10 protein-coding genes are annotated in these 20,944 nt (G+C 62.4%); 4 read left to right on the top strand and 6 right to left on the bottom strand.

What is annotated here, in order from left to right; all coding sequences use genetic code 11:
• Positions 1 to 8,735: retention module-containing protein (locus Q0V31_RS19685; RefSeq protein ID WP_298190822.1), on the bottom strand; the 8,735-nt coding region annotated here is incomplete at its 3' end.
• A gap of 329 nt (positions 8,736 to 9,064) precedes the next feature.
• Between Q0V31_RS19685 and Q0V31_RS19680 the strand changes: the two genes are divergently transcribed.
• Genes Q0V31_RS19680 through Q0V31_RS19670 form a run of 3 tightly spaced genes read left to right on the top strand, consistent with a single transcriptional unit; the run spans position 9,065 to position 13,973 of the window.
• A complete protein-coding gene (locus tag Q0V31_RS19680; RefSeq protein WP_298190820.1) occupies positions 9,065 to 10,408 on the top strand; it encodes a TolC family outer membrane protein in 1,344 nt (447 codons plus the stop codon).
• A 42-nt stretch (positions 10,409 to 10,450) separates the two neighbouring features.
• Positions 10,451 to 12,607, top strand: a complete 2,157-nt coding sequence (locus Q0V31_RS19675; RefSeq protein WP_298190818.1) for a type I secretion system permease/ATPase — start codon at positions 10,451 to 10,453, stop codon at positions 12,605 to 12,607.
• Positions 12,608 to 12,626: 19 nt separating this feature from the next.
• The gene (locus Q0V31_RS19670) at positions 12,627 to 13,973 is read left to right on the top strand and encodes an HlyD family type I secretion periplasmic adaptor subunit (RefSeq protein ID WP_298191172.1); all 1,347 of its coding nucleotides are present in this window, start codon (positions 12,627 to 12,629) and stop codon (positions 13,971 to 13,973) included.
• A gap of 82 nt (positions 13,974 to 14,055) precedes the next feature.
• On the opposite strand, the gene mmsB is transcribed toward Q0V31_RS19670, so the two are convergent.
• The 5 genes from mmsB to Q0V31_RS19645 all read right to left on the bottom strand — a co-directional run bounded on the left by mmsB (position 14,056) and on the right by Q0V31_RS19645 (position 19,880).
• Positions 14,056 to 14,940: a 3-hydroxyisobutyrate dehydrogenase gene (gene mmsB / locus Q0V31_RS19665; protein WP_298190816.1), complete on the bottom strand. Its 885-nt coding sequence runs from the start codon at positions 14,938 to 14,940 to the stop codon at positions 14,056 to 14,058.
• A gap of 65 nt (positions 14,941 to 15,005) precedes the next feature.
• Entirely contained in the window at positions 15,006 to 16,109 is a 1,104-nt protein-coding gene (locus tag Q0V31_RS19660) for an enoyl-CoA hydratase/isomerase family protein (RefSeq protein ID WP_298190814.1), read from the bottom strand.
• Positions 16,110 to 16,226: 117 nt separating this feature from the next.
• Entirely contained in the window at positions 16,227 to 17,045 is an 819-nt protein-coding gene (locus Q0V31_RS19655; RefSeq protein ID WP_298190812.1) for an enoyl-CoA hydratase, read from the bottom strand.
• Between the two features lie 100 nt (positions 17,046 to 17,145).
• The gene (locus Q0V31_RS19650) at positions 17,146 to 18,312 is read right to left on the bottom strand and encodes an isobutyryl-CoA dehydrogenase (RefSeq protein WP_298190810.1); all 1,167 of its coding nucleotides are present in this window, start codon (positions 18,310 to 18,312) and stop codon (positions 17,146 to 17,148) included.
• A gap of 71 nt (positions 18,313 to 18,383) precedes the next feature.
• Positions 18,384 to 19,880, bottom strand: a complete 1,497-nt coding sequence (locus tag Q0V31_RS19645) for a CoA-acylating methylmalonate-semialdehyde dehydrogenase (RefSeq protein WP_298190808.1) — start codon at positions 19,878 to 19,880, stop codon at positions 18,384 to 18,386.
• 136 nt (positions 19,881 to 20,016) lie between these two features.
• On the opposite strand from Q0V31_RS19645, the gene Q0V31_RS19640 reads away from it, so the two are divergent.
• Positions 20,017 to 20,898, top strand: a complete 882-nt coding sequence (locus tag Q0V31_RS19640) for an AraC family transcriptional regulator (protein WP_298190806.1) — start codon at positions 20,017 to 20,019, stop codon at positions 20,896 to 20,898.
• Positions 20,899 to 20,944: the final 46 nt, after the last annotated feature.

Here is a 20,944-nt window from a genome sequence, read left to right as displayed (position 1 = left end):
TCGCCGCGGCTTACGCCGTTGGCGTCGGTGACGCTGATGGCGATGCTGTCGGTGATCGCCGCCCCGGCGCTGTGGGTTAGCACGCTCGGGTCATAGGTGTAGCTGACCACGCCGGTGGCGGCGTTGAATGCGGTGATCTGCAGGCTGCCTTCGCCGGTGTTGATCGGCGTTACCGGGACGCTGGCGAGGTTATTCAGTTGCGCCAGGGTCAGGGTGGTGCCGCCGACCGAGATCGAGGCGATGCCGGCTTCGGCGCTGACGCTGAACGAACCGGCAGTGGCACCGGCGGTTTCCGGCAGGGTGCTGTCAGTGGCGTTGGCCGCACCATCGGTGTCCGGGATGTCCACGCGAGGCGGGCCATCGGTGCGGCCATTGATGGTGATGACCAGGGTCGCCGTGGTGCTGCTGCCGTCACCGTCGGTGAGGGTGTAGGTGAAGCTGTCAGTCAGCGACTGGCCGTCATTCAGGGCGTTGACCGCAGCGTTGCCGTTGTTCAGGGCGTAGCTGTAGCTGCCGTCACTGTTGAGGGTCAGGGTGCCGTAGCCGCTGGCGTTGCTGAACACCCCGGCAGTCACTGGGGTGGCGTTGGCATCGGCACCGACGCTGTCGTTGCCCAGCACGTTACCGGTCACGCTGTTCGGTGCGGCGTCTTCAGTGATGCTGTTGACGTCGTTGACCGCGCTCGGGGTGCTGTCGGTGATGGCGATGTCGAGGTTATCGCCACGGGTCACGCCGTTGGCGTCGGTGACGCTGATGGCGATGCTGTCGGTGATCGCCGCCCCCGCGCTGTGCGTTAGCACGCTCGGGTCGTAGGTGTAGCTGACCACGCCGGTGGCGGCGTTGAACGCGGTGATCTGCAGACTGCCTTCGCCGGTGTTGATCGGCGTTACCGGGACGCTGGCGAGGTTATTCAGTTGCGCCAGGGTCAGGGTGGTGCCGCCGACCGAGATCGAGGCGATGCCGGCTTCGGCGCTGACGCTGAACGAACCGGCAGTGGCGCCGGCGGTTTCCGGCAGGGTGCTGTCAGTGGCGTTGGCCGCACCATCGGTGTCCGGGATGTCCACGCGAGGCGGGCCATCGGTGCGGCCATTGATGGTGATGACCAGGGTCGCCGTGGTGCTGCTGCCGTCACCGTCGGTGAGGGTGTAGGTGAAGCTGTCAGTCAGCGACTGGCCGTCATTCAGGGCGTTGACCGCAGCGTTGCCGTTGTTCAGGGCGTAGCTGTAGCTGCCGTCACTGTTGAGGGTCAGGGTGCCGTAGCCGCTGGCGTTGCTGAACACCCCGGCGGTGACTGGGGTGGCGTTGGCATCGGCGCCGACGCTGTCGTTGCCCAGCACGTTGCCGGTCACGCTGTTCGGTGTGGCGTCTTCAGTGATGCTGTTGACGTCGTTGACCGCGCTCGGGGTGCTGTCGGTGATGGCGATGTCGAGGTTATCGCCACGGGTCACGCCGTTGGCGTCGGTGACGCTGATGGCGATGCTGTCGGTGATCGCCGCCCCGGCGCTGTGGGTTAGCACGCTCGGGTCGTAGGTGTAGCTGACCACGCCGGTGGCGGCGTTGAACGCGGTGATCTGCAGACTGCCTTCGCCGGTGTTGATCGGCGTTACCGGGACGCTGGCGAGGTTATTCAGTTGCGCCAGGGTCAGGGTGGTGCCGCCGACCGAGATCGAGGCGATGCCGGCTTCGGCGCTGACGCTGAACGAACCGGCAGTGGCGCCGGCGGTTTCCGGCAGGGTGCTGTCAGTGGCGTTGGCCGAACCATCGGTGTCCGGGATGTCCACGCGAGGCGGGCCATCGGTGCGGCCATTGATGGTGATGACCAGGGTCGCCGTGGTGCTGCTGCCGTCACCGTCGGTGAGGGTGTAGGTGAAGCTGTCAGTCAGCGACTGGCCGTCATTCAGGGCGTTGACCGCAGCGTTGCCGTTGTTCAGGGCGTAGCTGTAGCTGCCGTCACTGTTGAGGGTCAGGGTGCCGTAGCCGCTGGCGTTGCTGAACACCCCGGCGGTGACTGGGGTGGCGTTGGCATCGGCGCCGACGCTGTCGTTGCCCAGCACGTTACCGGTCACGCTGTTCGGTGCGGCGTCTTCAGTGATGCTGTTGACGTCGTTGACCGCGCTCGGGGTGCTGTCGGTGATGGCGATGTCGAGGTTATCGCCGCGGCTTACGCCGTTGGCGTCGGTGACGCTGATGGCGATGCTGTCGGTGATCGCAGCCCCGGCGCTGTGGGTTAGCACGCTCGGGTCATAGGTGTAGCTGACCACGCCGGTGGCGGCGTTGAACGCGGTGATCTGCAGACTGCCTTCGCCGGTGTTGATCGCCGGCACGGGGTTGGCGGCCAGATCATTCAGTTGCGCCAGGGTCAGGATCGTGCCGCCGACCGAGATCGAGGCGATGCCGGCTTCGGCGCTGACGCTGAACGAGCCGGCAGTGGCGCCGGCGGTTTCCGGCAGGGTGCTGTCAGTGGCGTTGGCCGCACCATCGGTGTCCGGGATGTCCACGCGAGGCGGGCCATCGGTGCGGCCATTGATGGTGATGACCAGGGTCGCCGTGGTGCTGCTGCCGTCACCGTCGGTGAGGGTGTAGGTGAAGCTGTCAGTCAGCGACTGGCCGTCATTCAGGGCGTTGACCGCAGCGTTGCCGTTGTTCAGGGCGTAGCTGTAGCTGCCGTCACTGTTGAGGGTCAGGGTGCCGTAGCCGCTGGCGTTGCTGAACACCCCGGCAGTCACTGGGGTGGCGTTGGCATCGGCACCGACGCTGTCGTTGCCCAGCACGTTACCGGTCACGCTGTTCGGTGCGGCGTCTTCAGTGATGCTGTTGACGTCGTTGACCGCGCTCGGGGTGCTGTCGGTGATGGCGATGTCGAGGTTATCGCCGCGGCTTACGTCGTTGGCGTCGGTGACGCTGATGGCGATGCTGTCGGTGATCGCCGCCCCGGCGCTGTGGGTTAGCACGCTCGGGTCGTAGGTGTAGCTGACCACGCCGGTGGCGGCGTTGAACGCGGTGATCTGCAGACTGCCTTCGCCGGTGTTGATCGGCGTTACCGGGACGCTGGCGAGGTTATTCAGTTGCGCCAGGGTCAGGGTGGTGCCGCCGACCGAGATCGAGGCGATGCCGGCTTCGGCGCTGACGCTGAACGAACCGGCAGTGGCGCCGGCGGTTTCCGGCAGGGTGCTGTCAGTGGCGTTGGCCGAACCATCGGTGTCCGGGATGTCCACGCGAGGCGGGCCATCGGTGCGGCCATTGATGGTGATGACCAGGGTCGCCGTGGTGCTGCTGCCGTCACCGTCGGTGAGGGTGTAGGTGAAGCTGTCAGTCAGCGACTGGCCGTCATTCAGGGCGTTGACCGCAGCGTTGCCGTTGTTCAGGGCGTAGCTGTAGCTGCCGTCACTGTTGAGGGTCAGGGTGCCGTAGCCGCTGGCGTTGCTGAACACCCCGGCAGTCACTGGGGTGGCGTTGGCATCGGCACCGACGCTGTCGTTGCCCAGCACGTTACCGGTCACGCTGTTCGGTGCGGCGTCTTCAGTGATGCTGTTGACGTCGTTGACCGCGCTCGGGGTGCTGTCGGTGATGGCGATGTCGAGGTTATCGCCGCGGCTTACGCCGTTGGCGTCGGTGACGCTGATGGCGATGCTGTCGGTGATCGCCGCCCCGGCGCTGTGGGTTAGCACGCTCGGGTCGTAGGTGTAGCTGACCACGCCGGTGGCGGCGTTGAACGCGGTGATCTGCAGACTGCCTTCGCCGGTGTTGATCGGCGTTACCGGGACGCTGGCGAGGTTATTCAGTTGCGCCAGGGTCAGGGTGGTGCCGCCGACCGAGATCGAGGCGATGCCGGCTTCGGCGCTGACGCTGAACGAACCGGCAGTGGCGCCGGCGGTTTCCGGCAGGGTGCTGTCAGTGGCGTTGGCCGAACCATCGGTGTCCGGGATGTCCACGCGAGGCGGGCCATCGGTGCGGCCATTGATGGTGATGACCAGGGTCGCCGTGGTGCTGCTGCCGTCACCGTCGGTGAGGGTGTAGGTGAAGCTGTCAGTCAGCGACTGGCCGTCATTCAGGGCGTTGACCGCAGCGTTGCCGTTGTTCAGGGCGTAGCTGTAGCTGCCGTCACTGTTGAGGGTCAGGGTGCCGTAGCCGCTGGCGTTGCTGAACACCCCGGCGGTGACTGGGGTGGCGTTGGCATCGGCGCCGACGCTGTCGTTGCCCAGCACGTTACCGGTCACGCTGTTCGGTGCGGCGTCTTCAGTGATGCTGTTGACGTCGTTGACCGCGCTCGGGGTGCTGTCGGTGATGGCGATGTCGAGGTTATCGCCGCGGCTTACGCCGTTGGCGTCGGTGACGCTGATGGCGATGCTGTCGGTGATCGCCGCCCCGGCGCTGTGGGTTAGCACGCTCGGGTCGTAGGTGTAGCTGACCACGCCGGTGGCGGCGTTGAACGCGGTGATCTGCAGACTGCCTTCGCCGGTGTTGATCGGCGTTACCGGGACGCTGGCGAGGTTATTCAGTTGCGCCAGGGTCAGGGTGGTGCCGCCGACCGAGATCGAGGCGATGCCGGCTTCGGCGCTGACGCTGAACGAACCGGCAGTGGCACCGGCGGTTTCCGGCAGGGTGCTGTCAGTGGCGTTGGCCGCACCATCGGTGTCCGGGATGTCCACGCGAGGCGGGCCATCGGTGCGGCCATTGATGGTGATGACCAGGGTCGCCGTGGTGCTGCTGCCGTCACCGTCGGTGAGGGTGTAGGTGAAGCTGTCAGTCAGCGACTGGCCGTCATTCAGGGCGTTGACCGCAGCGTTGCCGTTGTTCAGGGCGTAGCTGTAGCTGCCGTCACTGTTGAGGGTCAGGGTGCCGTAGCCGCTGGCGTTGCTGAACACCCCGGCAGTCACTGGGGTGGCGTTGGCATCGGCACCGACGCTGTCGTTGCCCAGCACGTTACCGGTCACGCTGTTCGGTGCGGCGTCTTCAGTGATGCTGTTGACGTCGTTGACCGCGCTCGGGGTGCTGTCGGTGATGGCGATGTCGAGGTTATCGCCACGGGTCACGCCGTTGGCGTCGGTGACGCTGATGGCGATGCTGTCGGTGATCGCCGCCCCGGCGCTGTGGGTTAGCACGCTCGGGTCGTAGGTGTAGCTGACCACGCCGGTGGCGGCGTTGAACGCGGTGATCTGCAGACTGCCTTCGCCGGTGTTGATCGGCGTTACCGGGACGCTGGCGAGGTTATTCAGTTGCGCCAGGGTCAGGGTGGTGCCGCCGACCGAGATCGAGGCGATGCCGGCTTCGGCGCTGACGCTGAACGAACCGGCAGTGGCGCCGGCGGTTTCCGGCAGGGTGCTGTCAGTGGCGTTGGCCGCACCATCGGTGTCCGGGATGTCCACGCGAGGCGGGCCATCGGTGCGGCCATTGATGGTGATGACCAGGGTCGCCGTGGTGCTGCTGCCGTCACCGTCGGTGAGGGTGTAGGTGAAGCTGTCAGTCAGCGACTGGCCGTCATTCAGGGCGTTGACCGCAGCGTTGCCGTTGTTCAGGGCGTAGCTGTAGCTGCCGTCACTGTTGAGGGTCAGGGTGCCGTAGCCGCTGGCGTTGCTGAACACCCCGGCGGTGACTGGGGTGGCGTTGGCATCGGCGCCGACGCTGTCGTTGCCCAGCACGTTACCGGTCACGCTGTTCGGTGCGGCGTCTTCAGTGATGCTGTTGACGTCGTTGACCGCGCTCGGGGTGCTGTCGGTGATGGCGATGTCGAGGTTATCGCCGCGGCTTACGCCGTTGGCGTCGGTGACGCTGATGGCGATGCTGTCGGTGATCGCCGCCCCGGCGCTGTGGGTTAGCACGCTCGGGTCATAGGTGTAGCTGACCACGCCGGTGGCGGCGTTGAATGCGGTGATCTGCAGGCTGCCTTCGCCGGTGTTGATCGGCGTTACCGGGACGCTGGCGAGGTTATTCAGTTGCGCCAGGGTCAGGGTGGTGCCGCCGACCGAGATCGAGGCGATGCCGGCTTCGGCGCTGACGCTGAACGAACCGGCAGTGGCACCGGCGGTTTCCGGCAGGGTGCTGTCAGTGGCGTTGGCCGCACCATCGGTGTCCGGGATGTCCACGCGAGGCGGGCCATCGGTGCGGCCATTGATGGTGATGACCAGGGTCGCCGTGGTGCTGCTGCCGTCACCGTCGGTGAGGGTGTAGGTGAAGCTGTCAGTCAGCGACTGGCCGTCATTCAGGGCGTTGACCGCAGCGTTGCCGTTGTTCAGGGCGTAGCTGTAGCTGCCGTCACTGTTGAGGGTCAGGGTGCCGTAGCCGCTGGCGTTGCTGAACACCCCGGCAGTCACTGGGGTGGCGTTGGCATCGGCACCGACGCTGTCGTTGCCCAGCACGTTACCGGTCACGCTGTTCGGTGCGGCGTCTTCAGTGATGCTGTTGACGTCGTTGACCGCGCTCGGGGTGCTGTCGGTGATGGCGATGTCGAGGTTATCGCCACGGGTCACGCCGTTGGCGTCGGTGACGCTGATGGCGATGCTGTCGGTGATCGCCGCCCCCGCGCTGTGCGTTAGCACGCTCGGGTCGTAGGTGTAGCTGACCACGCCGGTGGCGGCGTTGAACGCGGTGATCTGCAGACTGCCTTCGCCGGTGTTGATCGGCGTTACCGGGACGCTGGCGAGGTTATTCAGTTGCGCCAGGGTCAGGGTGGTGCCGCCGACCGAGATCGAGGCGATGCCGGCTTCGGCGCTGACGCTGAACGAACCGGCAGTGGCGCCGGCGGTTTCCGGCAGGGTGCTGTCAGTGGCGTTGGCCGCACCATCGGTGTCCGGGATGTCCACGCGAGGCGGGCCATCGGTGCGGCCATTGATGGTGATGACCAGGGTCGCCGTGGTGCTGCTGCCGTCACCGTCGGTGAGGGTGTAGGTGAAGCTGTCAGTCAGCGACTGGCCGTCATTCAGGGCGTTGACCGCAGCGTTGCCGTTGTTCAGGGCGTAGCTGTAGCTGCCGTCACTGTTGAGGGTCAGGGTGCCGTAGCCGCTGGCGTTGCTGAACACCCCGGCGGTGACTGGGGTGGCGTTGGCATCGGCGCCGACGCTGTCGTTGCCCAGCACGTTACCGGTCACGCTGTTCGGTGCGGCGTCTTCAGTGATGCTGTTGACGTCGTTGACCGCGCTCGGGGTGCTGTCGGTGATGGCGATGTCGAGGTTATCGCCGCGGCTTACGCCGTTGGCGTCGGTGACGCTGATGGCGATGCTGTCGGTGATCGCCGCCCCGGCGCTGTGGGTTAGCACGCTCGGGTCATAGGTGTAGCTGACCACGCCGGTGGCGGCGTTGAACGCGGTGATCTGCAGACTGCCTTCGCCGGTGTTGATCGCCGGCACGGGGTTGGCGGCCAGATCATTCAGTTGCGCCAGGGTCAGGATCGTGCCGCCGACCGAGATCGAGGCGATGCCGGCTTCGGCGCTGACGCTGAACGAGCCGGCAGTGGCGCCGGCGGTTTCCGGCAGGGTGCTGTCAGTGGCGTTGGCCGCACCATCGGTGTCCGGGATGTCCACGCGAGGCGGGCCATCGGTGCGGCCATTGATGGTGATGACCAGGGTCGCCGTGGTGCTGCTGCCGTCACCGTCGGTGAGGGTGTAGGTGAAGCTGTCAGTCAGCGACTGGCCGTCATTCAGGGCGTTGACCGCAGCGTTGCCGTTGTTCAGGGCGTAGCTGTAGCTGCCGTCACTGTTGAGGGTCAGGGTGCCGTAGCCGCTGGCGTTGCTGAACACCCCGGCGGTGACTGGGGTGGCGTTGGCATCGGCGCCGACGCTGTCGTTGCCCAGCACGTTACCGGTCACGCTGTTCGGTGCGGCGTCTTCAGTGATGCTGTTGACGTCGTTGACCGCGCTCGGGGTGCTGTCGGTGATGGCGATGTCGAGGTTATCGCCGCGGCTTACGCCGTTGGCGTCGGTGACGCTGATGGCGATGCTGTCGGTGATCGCCGCCCCGGCGCTGTGGGTTAGCACGCTCGGGTCATAGGTGTAGCTGACCACGCCGGTGGCGGCGTTGAACGCGGTGATCTGCAGACTGCCTTCGCCGGTGTTGATCGCCGGCACGGGGTTGGCGGCCAGATCATTCAGTTGCGCCAGGGTCAGGATCGTGCCGCCGACCGAGATCGAGGCGATGCCGGCTTCGGCGCTGACGCTGAACGAGCCGGCAGTGGCGCCGGCGGTTTCCGGCAGGGTGCTGTCAGTGGCGTTGGCCGCACCATCGGTGTCCGGGATGTCCACGCGAGGCGGGCCATCGGTGGCTACAGAGTCTTGCTCTAAGCCTCCGTTGGTTTCTTCATTTATATCTGAGGCGAATGCGAGTCCTTCAGTTTTAAACCCTACAGTCGGGTCAAGCTGTTGCCCGGTTTCATCCAGCAGCACAAAGCTATGTCCGCCACCCGCTGCACCACCGTTACCGCCACCAGTACTTGGGCCAGCAGCGGGGGCTTCTAGGTCAGTTGTAGGGTCTAGACCGGCAGCAAGTGCTTGCTCAAGCTCGGACTCTGGCTCTCGTTCATCGCTCTCGCTAGCGGTAGGCGCAGCTTGCCAACTGCTGTTGGATGCCACTTTAACTTCGCCGCCGCCGGCCAACTGCAAGGTCACTTCGCCGCCCAAGCCAGTGATTACCTGCTCACCTATCAGTAGGCGCTCGCCTTCAAAAATCTGTCGCTTGAGACCGTCGACAGAAACAGCAAACACCTGGCCTACAAGGTTTTTGACGATAGCGGCGATATTGCTCATAGGTGAGGCTCCAGGACTGGGCTTGCAGTGAAATTCGTTGAGCAGGAGTTAAGGCGCAATACTGATGCTGCGCGGCAATGTTTTGACTTTAGCATGTGCCATTTTTTTGGCTTATCACTTAATGGAATTAGCTTTATGCCGAACTATTGACCGACTTGTTTTGATAATAAACAATGCTAAACCTGATGTCACTTTGACATTGATGCGGGACTGTGTCGTGTAGGTCCCCCTCCTGAGCCGGTCGTTTATGTATTCTGGCGGCCAATGCGTCGAGCGTTTAGCGCTTCACGGTTCTAGTCCCCAGCCCAGCCTGAAAGGAAGTCAACTCAATGCGTTATCTTGCTCTCGTCCCCCTTGCTCTGGCGGTATCTCTGGCTGCTCATGGCCAGTCGCTCAATGAAGCCATGCAAAGTGCTCTTGAGGTGCATCCGGAGATTCAGGCGGGGGTTAATGCGCGTTTGTCGGTTGAAGAGCAGATGAAGGCGGCTAAGGGCGGATATCTGCCGCAAGTTGATTTATTGGCTGGCTATGGCCGTGAGTTTACTGACAGCCCAGGGACCCGTGGAACGGGCCACGATACCAAGACGTTAAACCGTGGCGAATCGAGCCTGCGAGTGCAGCAAATGGTTTTTGACGGTTTTGCCACCCGCAGTGAAGTCGGTCGTCAACGCGCCACGGTGAATGCGCGTGCCTATGAACTGATGGGCACCGCTGAGCGCACTGCTCTGGCGGTGGCGCAGGTGTATCTGGATGTGCTGACTCGTCAAGACTTGGTTCGTCTGGCCGAGACCAACTTGGCCAGCCATAAGCGGATCTATGATCAGATCACCCTGCGCAGTCAGAGCGGTGTCGGCCGGATCGTCGATCTCGATCAGGCCGAAGCGCGTTTGGCCCAGGCGCGTAACAATTTGATTACCGAGCAAACCAACCTGGCTGATGCCCGGGTTAATTACTACAGCGTTGTTGGTCGTGAGCCGAGTGGTTTGAGTATGCCTTCAAATCTGGCAGGTCAATTGCCGGATAATCTGACGGCAGCACGTGAGGAAATGCTCGCTAATAATCCTTTGTTGAGCTCAGCCGAAGCAGATATCCAAGCAACCGAGCAGCAGTACGAAGCCGCTAAGTCGGCCTTCTACCCGCGCGTTGATGCGGAGTTGTCGCGCAGTATGGACAACAATCTGGATGGCGTTGAGGGCCACAATAACGATTGGCGAGCAATGCTGGGCATGCGTTACAACCTGTTTGCTGGCGGTAGCAATAAAGCTGACTTGCAATCCAAGGCCTATCAAACCAATCAGGCCATGGATATTCGCAATAACGCCTTGCGCGTATTAAATGAAGAGCTCGGCTTGGCTTGGAATGCGTTGATAAATGCCAATCAGCAATTACCGATTGCTCAGCAATACGTTGACTACAGCAGCCGTGTGCGTGACTCCTACCAGCAACAGTTCAGTTTGGGTGAGCGCACGCTGTTGGACTTGCTCGACAGTGAAAATGAGCTGTTCACTTCCTCGCGCCGTCTTGAAGAAGTCCGTTTCACCGAGCTGTTTACTCAATATCGGATCAAGGCCACCATAGGCACCCTGCTCCAGAGTCAGGGGGTGGTCGCGCCGATGGCTGCCGCGCCATTGGATGAGATCAAGGCCCAGGTCAAACTGCCGGGGTTGAACTGAGGCCACGCGTCAACGGCCCTAACCGAGCATGAGTAAATCTTTGTGGCAGTAGACCCCAGCCAGATGCAAGCCCGTAGTGATCCCCGCGATCGCTACGACGATCCACTGCTAGATAGCCTGTTGTCGTTGTGCAGCTTGCACCAAAAATCGGTCAGTCGCGCCATGCTCACCGCCGGTCTGCCGCTGCCTGATCAGCGTTTGAACGCGGAGTTGATGCCGCGTGCAGCGGCGCGTGCCGGCCTCCAGGGGCGCTGGTTGCGTCGTGGCCTGGAAAAGATTCCAGCGCTTGCCATGCCTGCTCTGTTACTGCTGCATGATGGTCGCAGTGCCATCCTGTTGGGCTGGGATGACCAGGGTCGGGCACGCATCATGCCCAGCGAAAGTGAAGGGGGTGAGGTGCATGTCAGTGCCGAAGCGCTGGCTGAGGAGTACAGCGGGCAGGTGTTCTTTGCCCAGCCGTTGCACAAGTTTGATTTCAACCGGGGTGAGTTGATTCCGCGCGCCACCTCCTGGTTTCGCGACACCCTCAAGCGTTCACGCTGGTTGTATATCGATGCCATTGCGGCGAGTTTTCTGATTAACCTGATTGGCCTGGCCACGCCGCTGTTCGTGATGAACGTCTACGACCGCGTGGTACCGAACCAAGCCGAAGCCACGCTCTGGGTATTGGCGATTGGCATCGCCGGGGTGTTCTGCTTCGATCTACTGCTGAAAACCCTGCGCGGTCTTTGCTTGGATCTGGCGGGCAAGAAGACCGACCTGATTATTTCCGCCACGCTGTTCGAGCGTATTGCCGGCATGGCCATGAAGTTTCGGCCGGCGCGAGTGGGCAGCTTTGCGCAGAATATTCATGAGTTTCAGAGCCTACGCGATTTTCTCGCCTCGCTGACCTTGGCCAGCGTCATCGACCTGCCGTTTACCCTGTTGATTCTCGCGGTGATCGCGATGATCGGTGGGCATCTGGTGTGGGTTCCGGTGCTGGCTTTTCCATTGGTAGCCCTGATCGGCTGGAGCTTGCAGCGCCCGCTGGCGGAAACCATGCAGCGCACCATGGCCCTGGCGGCTGAGCGCCAGTCGAGCCTGATTGAGAGCCTGGCGGGGCTGGATGCAGTCAAGGTCAACAATGCCGAGAGTGAGCGCCAGTACGTTTGGGAGCAAACCATTGGCACCCTCAGTCGTCTGGAGCTGCGCGCGCGCATGCTTTCCAGCCTGGCGATGAACTCGACCATGCTGCTGCAGCAACTCGCCGGGGTGATCGTCATCGTGCTGGGTGTGTACCAGATTATCGACGGCAACCTGAGCATGGGCGGGCTGATTGCCTGCTACATGCTGAGCAGTCGCGCTTTAGGGCCGTTGACGCAGATTTCCGGTTTGCTCACCCGTTATCAGCAGGCCAAGATCACCCTCGATTCCGTCAATCAGATGATGGAGTTGCCGCAGGAGCGTCAGGCCGATGAGCGCCCGCTCAAGCGCCAGTCGCTGCAAGGTGCCATCGAGTTTCGTCAGCTGGACTTTCATTATCCGGATCAGCAGCAGGCTGCCCTGCAGGGCATCAACCTGATCGTTCGCCCTGGCGAGAAGATTGGCATCATTGGCCGTAGCGGCTCGGGTAAAAGCTCGTTGGCCAAGCTGATTGTGGGGCTGTATCAGCCCGATGGCGGCAGTTTGCTGGTCGACGGCATCGACGTACGCCAGCTGGATGTCAGTGACCTGCGGCACAACATCGGTTATGTGCCACAGGACATTCAGCTGTTTAGCGGCACCTTGCGTGACAACCTGGTGTCCGGTGCGCGCTATGTGGAGGACGAGCTGGTGTTGCAGGCCTCCGAGTTGGCGGGTGTGCACGAGTTTGTCCGTCTGCACCCGAAGGGCTATGAGCTGCAGGTCGGTGAGCGTGGCCAGAACCTCTCTGGCGGCCAGCGGCAGAACGTGGCTCTGGCGCGCGCGCTGTTACTCGATCCGCCTATTCTGCTGCTCGATGAGCCGACCAGCTCCATGGATAACACCGGTGAAGAGCGCCTCAAGCAGCGTTTGTCTGCGGTAATCGGCAGCAAGACCCTATTACTGGTCACCCACCGGGCCTCGATGCTCAGCCTGGTCGACCGGCTGATAATTGTTGATCGCGGGCAGATCATCGCCGACGGGCCAAAAAGCAGCGTGATGGAAGCGTTGAAAAAGGGGCAGATCAGTGTCAGCTAAAGTGCCCGAGAAGAAGAGCCTGCGGCAGGCTATTGCCGCCTATTTTGGCAGTGACAATGAGCTTGGCGATGAACCGCTGCCCGAGGTTAACAAAGCCTTGATTGAGGATGCCCCGCGAGTGGTGCGCCTGACCATTTGGGGCTTGATCGCTTTTGTGGTGTTCTGCTTATTGTGGGCCCACTTCGCCGTGGTCGATGAGGTGACCCGCGGTGATGGCAAGGCGATTCCGTCCTCGCGGCTGCAAAAAATCCAGAACCTGGAAGGCGGTATCGTCGCCGAGTTGTTTGTCCGTGAAGGGCAGATTGTCGATGCCGGTGCACCGTTGTTACGCCTGGATGACACCCGATTTGCCTCTAATGTGGGTGAAACCGAGGCTGATCGCCTGGCCATGCTGCTGCGCGTTGAACGGCTAAGTGCCGAAGTGCAGGAGCGCGAGCTGCAGATTACTGATGAAATACGGCAAAAAGCGCCCACCCAGGCGGATAACGAAATTGCCCTGTTCAATAGCCGTAAAGCGCAACTACGCAACGAGTTGGCCGGTTTGCAAGAGCAATTGATCCAGCGTCGGCAAGAGCTGCGTGAGTTCGCCTCCAAGCAGGGGCAATTTCGCAATAGCCTGAGTTTGCTGCGTCAGGAAATTCAGATATCTGAACCCTTGGTGTCCCAAGGCGCGATTTCCCGAGTGGAAGTCTTACGCTTGAAACGCGCTGAAGTTGAGGCGCGTGGCCAGCTAGAGGCAACCACCTTGGCCATGCCGCGAGCCGAGGCGGCGATCAAGGAAGTTGAGCGCAAAATTGACGAAACACGTGGGCGTTTTCGCAGTGAGGCGCTGACTCAGCTTAACGAGACCCGTACTGATTTGAGTAAGGTTCAGTCCACCGGCAAGGCGCTGGAGGATCGGGTCAACCGCACGCTGGTGACCTCGCCGGTGCGCGGTATCGTCAAGCAACTGTTGGTTAACACCATCGGCGGGGTGATCCAGCCGGGTAGCGATTTGGTCGAAATCGTACCGCTGGATGAGAACCTGCTGGTCGAGGCGCGTATCCGCCCGCAGGACATTGCTTTTCTGCATCCGGGGCAGGAGGCGATGGTCAAGTTCACCGCCTATGACTACACCATCTACGGCGGGCTCAAGGCCGAGCTGGAGCAGATTGGTGCCGATACGGTCACCGACGACGATGGCAACAGCTTTTACGTGATCAAGCTGCGCACCAACAAGAGCCATTTGGGCAGCGAGGAACATCCGTTGCTGATTATTCCTGGGATGGTCGCTTCGGTGGACATTATCACCGGCAAGAAGAGCGTGCTCAGCTACCTGCTCAAACCGATTATTCGTGCTCGTGCCGAGGCGTTGCGTGAGCGTTGAGTAAAGGTGATCTCAAAAAAGCCGCAGTTCACTGCGGCTTTTTGCTGTCTGGTGTTGGCTCGGCCATCGAAGCGCCTCGCGGTTACTCGACAAACAGTTGCTGCACCACCGAGAAGTCCTGCTTGCCTTTGCCTTGCTTGAGCAGCAGGCGATACAGCTGCAGGGCCAGTGCGCCCATCGGTGTGCTGCTGCCGCTGGCTTGGGCAGCCTCTTGGGCCAGGCCGAGGTCTTTGGCCATCAGTTCGGCCATAAAACCGCCGCTGTAGCCTTTGGACGCCGGGGCGTTTTCCATCACCCCGGGCCAGGGGTTGTATTTCTCCAGGGTCCAGTTGCCGCCTGAGCTCTGGCGCATAATCTCGGCCAGCACCGCTGGCTCCAGGCCGTTGGCCACGCCCATGGCCATGGCTTCGGCGGTGGCGATCATCTGTACCGCCAGTACCTGGTTGTTGCACACCTTGGCCACTTGGCCGGCACCGGCGGGGCCGGCGTGGAAGATGTTCTTGCCCATGGCGTCGAAAATTGTGCGGGCTTTTTCCAGAGTTGCGGCTGCACCGCCGATCATAAAGGTCAGGGTGCCGGCTGCTGCGCCGGCCGTGCCGCCGGACACTGGCGCATCGAGCAGTTCAATACCGCGCTCGTGGGCGGCCTGATGCACCTTGCGGGCGGATTCCGGAGCGATGGTTGAGCACTCCAGTACCAGGCTGCCGGGCTTGAGTGCCGCCAACAGGCCGTTATCACCCAGGTAGAGGCCTTCGACATGGCGGCTGGCGGGCAGCATGCTCACCACCAAATTGGCTCCCTGTACGGCATCCAGTGCGCTGCTGGCGGGCTGTGCACCTTCCATGGCCAACTCGTCCATGGCGGCCTTCACTAGGTCGAAGACGCTGAGGTTGAAGCCGGCCTTGAGCAGGTTGCGCGCCATGGGCAGACCCATGTGGCCGAGGCCGATAAAGGCAATTTTGTTCATTGTTGTTCTCCTTGCCTGAGGGGGATGTGTAGCAGCGAGTCAGGCTGCTGCTGGTCAATCGGGGGTTATAGCCCCGCCAATGGGTGTTCGCCGTCCCAGGCCGGCGCGAAGTGCGCCTCGATCACTGCGTCGGGGATGTTGGCCACATCCGGCCAGTGCCACTGTGGCGCGTGGTCCTTGTCGATCAGGCGTGAGCGCACACCCTCGGGAAACTCCGGGTGACGGCAGCAGTTCAGGCTCATGGCGTACTCCATGCGGAACACCTCGGCCAGCGACAGCTGCTTGGCTCGCTTGATTTGCTCCCACACCAGGTGCCCGGTCAGCGGGCAGCCGCCAGCCAGAGTCTTGGCCGCGCGGGCCAGCAGCGGGTCGCTATCCTCTTGCAGGGCGCTGATCGCGTGCCAGGCATGCGGCAGGTCGGCGCTGTCGAGCAGCTCGTCGAGGCGTGCCCGCCGCGGCAGCCACTGCGCTTCTGGCAGTTCTCCCTGAGCCTGATCCTCCAGTGCTTTGAGCAGGCTGTGCAGTTGCTGCGCGCTCTGTTCCTGCCAGTTGAGTTGCGCCAGGCTATCGAGCAGATCGTCTTGCTGGCTGTCGAGCAGCACGCGGTCGGCGAGGTCCAGGTCCAGCGCATCGCGGGCGTTGATGCTGCTGGCGGTGAGACCGAGAAACAGGCCGAGCTTGCCGGGGAGGCGGGCGAGGAACCAGCTGCCGCCGACATCCGGGTACAGGCCGATGTTTACTTCCGGCATGCCCAGGCGGCTGGTTGGGGTGACGATGCGAATACCGGCGCCCTGCATCAGGCCCATGCCACCACCTAGCACATGGCCGTGGGCCCAGCAGATAAACGGCTTGGGGTAGGTGTGGATGCGGTGGTCGAGGCGGTATTCATCGGCGAAGAAACGCCGGGCCAAGGGCGGGATTTCGCCTGGATGTTCACGGCACTGGTGCACCAGTTGCACCACATCGCCACCGGCACAGAAGGCTTTCGGACCATTGCCGCGCAGCATGACGCAAGCAATGCCCGGGTCTTCGGCCCAATCTTTGAGCTTGGCATCCAGTGCCTCGATCATCGGCAGCGACAGGGCATTCAGGCTCTTTTCGGCATCCAGGCTGGCGATACCGATGCGGTAGCCGTGTTGCGCGGGGCGCTCTTCAAATTGCACGTTCATCATCGTGTTCCTGATGCTCAGGCGGCTTGTTCAGCTCCGCCGGCTTTATAGGTTTTGTGGGAGCGGCTTTAGCCGCAAGAGGCTGCTATCTCGGCTAAAGCCACTCCCACGGACGATTTATTTATTGCGCCACTGCGGCTCGCGTTTCTCGAGGAAGGCGTTGACTCCCTCGCGGGTGTCGTCGGCGTCGAATAGGTCGACAAACCGCTCCCGTTCTTCTGCCAACCAGGTGTTCGGGCTGCGTTCACGTGCCCCCTGGATCAGTGGCTTGATGGTGCGCACGGCCACCGGGCTTTGCCGTGCGACCTTGGCGGCCAGCAGCAGGGCATGGCCGCGGGCTTCGCCGCTGTCGACCACTTGCTCAACCAGGCCAATGCGCAGGGCGGTCTCGGCATCCAGGCGCTCGCCGCAGAGAATCATGCGTTTTGCCCAGCCTTCGCCGATTAGCCAGCTGAGGTTTTGCGTGCCGCCGGCGCAAGGCAACAGGCCGACCGTGGCTTCTGGCAGGGCCATTTGTGCCTGGCGTTCGGCAATGCGGATGTCGCAGGCCAGGGCGCACTCCAGGCCGCCGCCCATGGCGTAGCCGTTGAGGGCCGCAATCGATACGCCACGGAAATCGCGCAGGGCTTCGAAGGCTTCACCGAAGCGTCGGGCCATTTTCCGGGCACGGGCTTTATCACCATCGGCAAACAGCTTGAGGTCGGCACCGGCGCTGAAGAACTTGCCGCCTTGGCCGGTAATCACCAGGGCATAAATGTCATCGTCGCGGTTGAGGTGCTCAACCAGTTGCTTGAGACCGATTAGCGAGTCGCGGTCCCAGGTGTTGGCGGGCGGGTTGTTGATGGTGATCAGTGCCGTGTGGCCGTGCTTTTCCACGGTGATCTTATGGGTCAGATCAAACATGCCGGGGTTGTAGGGTTCGATGGCGTGGCTCATAAGCGTCCTCGTTTATGCAATGGGCTTAGAACTCGATGGTCCCCACGCTCTGCGTGGGTACTTAGTTCGGGGAACTGAGCGTCCCGCTTGTTCCGATCAACTAAAGTAGGCGATCGAGCATGCCGCCCTGATCCAGCAGGCGGCGAGCGATGATCACCCGCATGATTTCGTTGGTGCCTTCAAGAATCTGATGCACGCGGCTATCGCGCACCCAACGCTCCAGCGGGTAGTCGTTTAGATAACCGTAGCCGCCATGCAGTTGCAGCGCCTCGTTGCACAGGGTGAAGCAGTGGTCGGTGGCAAAGCGCTTGGCCATGGCGCAATACAGGCTGGCCTCGCTATGGCCGTGGTCCAGCTTGTGTGCGGCCAAACGCACCATCTGCCGGCTGGCGGTCAGGTCAGTGAGCATGTCGGCCAGTTTGAACTGCAAAGACTGAAAGTCGCTCAGCGGCTTGCCGAACTGTTTGCGCTCCTCGACATAGCGCAGCGATTGCTCCAGCGCCGCTTGCGCCGCGCCCAGTGAGCAGCTGGCGATATTGATGCGGCCGCCATCCAGGCCCTTCATCGCGTAGACGAAGCCCTGGCCTTCCGGGCCGATGCGGTTGCCTGCCGGGATGCGCACGCCTTCAAAGGTGATGGTGCGGGTGGGTTGCGCGCGCCAGCCCATCTTCAGCTCGTTACGGCCGTACTTCACGCCCTCGGCGTTGGCCGGCACCAGGAAGCAGGACACACCTTTAGCGCCGCTGTCTTCACCGGTGCGCGCCATCACAATCAGCACATCGGTACTGCCTGCACCGGAGATAAAACACTTGCTGCCGTCCAGCACGTACTCGTCGCCATCACGCTTGGCGCGGGTGCGCAGGTGCGCTGCGTCAGAGCCGGCATCCGGTTCGGTCAGGCAGTAGGAGGCGAGCAGTTCGCCGCTGACCAGGCGCGGCAGCCAGGCATCTTTCAGTGCCTGATCGGCGAAGGAGGCGAGCATCCACGAGGCCATATTGTGGATGGTCAGAAACGCCGTGGTGGCGATGCAACCGGCCGACAGTTGCTCGAAAATCAGCGAGGCGGACAGCCTGGAAAGGCCGAGGCCACCGTCGTCTTCTTTTAGATACAACGCCAGGTAGCCCTGCTCGGCGGCGCGCTTGATGACATCAACCGGGAAGTGGTGGTCGCGGTCCCAGTCGGCGGCATACGGGGCCAGTTCACGGCTGGCAAACTGGCGGGCGCTGTCGACCAGCAGGCGTTGCTCTTCAGTCAGTTCGAGATCCATTACACATCCTTACGGGAAGGGTGTTCCCGACAAGTAAAGCCTGGCCGGCACGTGACCGGCCCGGTGTTAGGTTATTTAAGCTGAATGGTCATGTTCGCTCCGCTGACCAGAGCATCGTCATCAAACCAGCGACTGGTGACTGTTTTGGTTTCGGTAAAGAACCGCACCCCTTGTTTACCATAGGCGTGCAGGTCGCCATAGAACGAACCTTTCCAGCCGGTAAAGGAGAAGAACGGCAGCGGCACGGGCACTGGCACGTTGATGCCCACCTGGCCGACTTCCACCGCGTGCTGATAATGTCGCGCCGCGCCGCCGGAGCGGGTGAAGATTGAGGTGCCGTTACCGTAAGGGCTGGCGTTGACCAGTTCGATGGCTTCCTCCAGCGTATCGACCTCCATGCACACCAGCACCGGCCCGAAGATTTCCTCGCGGTACAGGCTCATCTTGCTGGTCACGCCACGAAACAGCGTCGGGCCGACCCAGTTGCCATTGGGGTAACCCTCGACCGTGCAATGCGAGCCATCGAGCAGGCATTCAGCGCCCTCGGCTTTTCCTTCGGCAATCAGGCGAATTACCCGTTGCTTGGCTTGCTGGCTGATTAACGGGCCAAACGCCGCGTGGCCATCGGTCCAGTAGCCGGGTTGCAGGTCGGCCATCTGCGCCTGCAACTCATCAATCCACTGCTTCGAGTCGCCGACGAAAACCGCCACGCTGATCGCCATGCAGCGTTGCCCAGCCGCGCCACAGCTGGCCCCGACCAGGTTGCTCAGCACCTGCTGCTTGTTGGCGTCGGGCATGATCACCATGTGGTTCTTCGCCCCGGCAAACGCCTGTACGCGCTTCAGGTGCGCGGTGCCGGTACGGTAAATATGTTGGCCGACCGGCACCGAACCGACGAAGGAAATAGCGCGAATGTCCGGGTGGGTCAGCAGGCTGTCGACCACTTCGCGTGCGCCGTGCAGCACCTGCAGCACGCCCTTGGGCGCGCCGGCTTCGATAAACAGCTCTGCCAGACGATTAGGCGTCAGCGGGTCCTGCTCGGACGGCTTGAGAATAAAGCTGTTACCGGCGGCAATGGCCAGCGGGAACATCCACAGCGGAATCATCGCCGGGAAGTTGAACGGGGTGACGCCCACGCACACGCCCAACGGCTGAATCCAGCTTGAGGTGTCGATGTCGCGGGCGACGTTCTCCATGGTCTCGCCCATCATCAGGCTGGCAATGTTGCAGGCCTGCTCGACCACCTCGATACCGCGCCAGACATCGCCCTTGGCGTCGGCCAGGGTTTTGCCGGTTTCGCTGGCGAGGATTTCCGCCAGCTCGTCGTGATGCTCCTTGAGCAGGTGCTGGTAACGCAGCATCACCCGCGCACGGTCGGAGACCGGCACTTCACGCCAGGTGAGGAAGGCGGCTTTGGCACTGGCAATCGCTGCTTCGATTTCTTCGGCCGTGGCCTTGGGCACCAGCGCCAGAACGTCTTGCGTCGCCGGGTCGGTGACTTCGATAAACTCGCGGGCGCGGCTTTCGCGCCATTCACCGTCGATCAACTGTGGGATTGCCTTGGCCATCGCTCCTCCGGGTGAGTCTCTGCTGGACTCGATTGTTGTTTTATCCCTGTTATAGCCGCCCAGCGCCCCTTTGTGGATTGACGATCTTGGCTGCTGGATGGACTATCTTGTGATTGAAGTGTGCGCGGATAGCCGAATGTCAGCCTATGTCGATACCTCCAACTGGCCATTGCCAGCCAATGGTGTGCGCTTTATCACGCCACCGCGGCTGCGCCGCTTGCTGGCCCGCAGCCCACTGGCGCAAGGCTGCTATCCGTTGGCGTTGGGGTTCTATCCGCAGGCGCAAGGGCACCGTATGCAGCGCCCGCTGCCGGACGACCATCTGTTGATTTATTGCCGCGCTGGGCAGGGCTGGCTGGACACACCTGATGGACGATTAGCTGTCAGTGGCGGCGACCTGTTAGTGCTGCCAAAAGGCGTCGCCCACACCTATGGCGCAGACGCACAAAAGCCCTGGACCCTGTACTGGGTGCATTTTGACGGTGAGCTGGTGGCGGACTTTCTCAAGCCGCTGGGCAGCGGGCCGCTGTGGCGCATTGGCGTGCAGCCACGGCTGCTGGCGGAGTTCGACGCGCTGCTGAATTTGCGTAAGCAAGGCTTGAATCTGGCGCACTTCATCCATGCGGCGCACCAGTTGCAGGTGCTGCTGACCTCGCTGGCGGTGCTGCCAGCACGCACCACCCTGAAATCCGGACGGGTGCTGGATGTGGATGCGGTGCAGGCGGTGATGCGCAGCCATTTGCACGGTTCACTCAACCTCGATGAGCTGGCCGCGCAGTTCAAACTGTCGCGCTTTCACTTCGCCAAGACCTACCGTGCGCTGACCGGGCATGCGCCGATTCAGGAGTTTATTCAGCTAAAAATGGCCCACGCCTGCCGCCTGCTTGATGAAGGCGAGCAGGGCATTCGCCAAGTGGCGGAGCAACTGGGATATGACGATGTGTATTACTTCTCGCGGCTGTTTCGCAAAGTCGTGGGCATGGCGCCCAGTCATTACCGGGCGCTGCATCAGGGCTAAGTTCGCTGTTAGCCCGCCGCGAGAGTGCGGCTGTCGGCCATCTACA

The organism is uncultured Pseudomonas sp., assembly GCF_943846705.1.
Lineage (GTDB): Bacteria > Pseudomonadota > Gammaproteobacteria > Pseudomonadales > Pseudomonadaceae > Aquipseudomonas.
The sequence above is the reverse complement of the archived record's forward strand: the minus strand, read 5'-3'. Positions and strand labels throughout refer to the sequence as shown.